The sequence below is a fragment of the Colwellia sp. MB3u-41 genome, from assembly GCF_014076845.1.
GTDB lineage: Bacteria > Pseudomonadota > Gammaproteobacteria > Enterobacterales > Alteromonadaceae > Colwellia_A.
The window spans coordinates 1-1,866 of the sequence record NZ_JACGUT010000063.1; the positions used below are offsets into that span (position 1 = coordinate 1).

At 42.7% G+C, this 1,866-nt stretch carries 2 protein-coding genes and 1 pseudogene; all 3 read right to left on the reverse strand.

The window, feature by feature from the left end:
• Window positions 1-17: 17 nt before the first annotated feature.
• On the reverse strand, window positions 18-452 hold the full coding sequence (locus H4J73_RS06685) for a RimK/LysX family protein (protein WP_182177748.1): 435 nt from the start codon (window positions 450-452) through the stop codon (window positions 18-20).
• Between the two features lie 8 nt (window positions 453-460).
• The gene (locus H4J73_RS06690) at window positions 461-1,486 is read right to left on the reverse strand and encodes a succinylglutamate desuccinylase/aspartoacylase family protein (protein WP_182177746.1); all 1,026 of its coding nucleotides are present in this window, start codon (window positions 1,484-1,486) and stop codon (window positions 461-463) included.
• Between the two features lie 14 nt (window positions 1,487-1,500).
• A pseudogene (locus H4J73_RS06695) lies at window positions 1,501-1,866 on the reverse strand (30S ribosomal protein S6--L-glutamate ligase); the annotation flags it as partial.

Sequence of the window (1,866 nt, forward strand, 5' to 3'; positions counted from 1 at the left end):
CTTAAGTTAGCCAACTTTTATTTTGACCCTAAAAACACTTTAGAAGGGTCAACAAGAAACCGCTTACCAAGTGCTTCACGCCCTAACAACATTAAATAACTCATATCAGAGCGATCCGTTAACGTTATTTCAATTAACCAATTTTCTTCACCTAATACAATAGGCGTTTCAATAACATAACGCTCCTCAGACGTGCCGTTAGACGATTTAACTTTACGCATATCACTAATCGGGGCAGTACATTGCATCATAGTATCAACGTTATGCACATCAGGGTGAAGGTCAAAGATGACACTATGCACACCATCAATAATTGATTTCTTGATATTATCTACATGTAATGAAGAGGTTTTTGCCCCCGTATCTACCCGTACTTGTAAATCGTCAATCGCCAACTCAGGTAAACCGATTGACTCTAAACGCCCAATAATGACTTTACTCCCCTTTTTCATACACGCTCCTAACTCTCGTCGTTTTCAGGTAAAAATTGCTCTTGTACATTTTCGATATGCTCAGCAATTTCTTCGTCGTCTTCGCTGAAATATGCCACATGAAACATCGCTTCACCCTCTTGTACTAAGGGGATATTTTGTTTACCAATCAAAATACCTGAGCGTGTCGCTTTCACCGAATCAAATATCGCCCCATAAGGGCTACCGATTTCCGCCATCACTTGCCCTTTCGTTATTTGGTCACCCAAGTTCACAATATTATGGACAATACCGCTCGCATTTGCCCGTATCCATTGACTGCCATTGGCAATAAAGGGCACCAGTTTTTTCTTCTTGCTACGGGCAACTTTTCTAATCATGCCTAAATGCTGTAAGACATTTAAAATACCTTTCATGCCCGCTCGAATTGAAAACTCATCAAAACGCAGTGCTTCACCCGCCTCATACAATAATATTTTCGTGTTGTTTTTAACCGCAGATTCTCTTAACGAGCCATCCACCAAAGTGGAATTCAACACCACCGGCACACCAAACACTTCCGCTAACGCTTTTGTGTCGGTATCAGACATATCTGCTCTAATTTGCGGGAGGTTTGAGCGGTGAATTGCCCCCGTGTGTAAATCAATACCATAATCACAATGCTTGACAATTTCATTAAGAAAAATATGCGCAACACGTCCTGCTAAAGAGCCTTTAGCCGAGCCTGGAAAACAACGGTTTAAATCACGGCGGTCAGGCATATAACGGCTTTGATTCACCACGCCATACACATTAACCATCGGCACAGCAATCAGTGTACCTCGGGTGATTTTCAGTTTATTTTCATGAATTAAACGGCGAATGATTTCTATGCCGTTTAATTCGTCGCCATGTACCGCCGCGCTAATAAAAATAGTCGGTCCTGGCTTTTTAGCGCGAATGATATGAACCGGTAATGAAACATCGGCATCGGTATATAATTTAGCGACCGGTAAGTCTATTTTACGCTGCTCACCGGGTAAGATGTCGAACTCGCCAATACGTAATATGTCCATGAAATTCTCTTTAATTAACCGTTACCACGTGTTTTTGTGCTGTTTGGTTTGGCATGTTTTTCTAAAAACTCAAACACCATGCCAGCTACATTTTTACCTGTCGCCTTTTCAATGCCTTCTAAACCAGGCGATGAATTAACTTCCATCACCATAGGGCCATTTTGCGAGCGCAATAAATCAACACCACACATGTTTAACCCCATCGCTTTTGCAGCACTCACGGCGGTTTCTCGCTCCGCTTTCGATAACTTAACCACTTCAGCAGAGCCACCACGGTGTAAGTTAGAGCGAAATTCACCTTCTGCGCCTTGGCGTTTCATCGCTGCCACCACTTTGCCACCAATCACTAAACAACGAATGTCTGCACCGCCCGCTTCTTT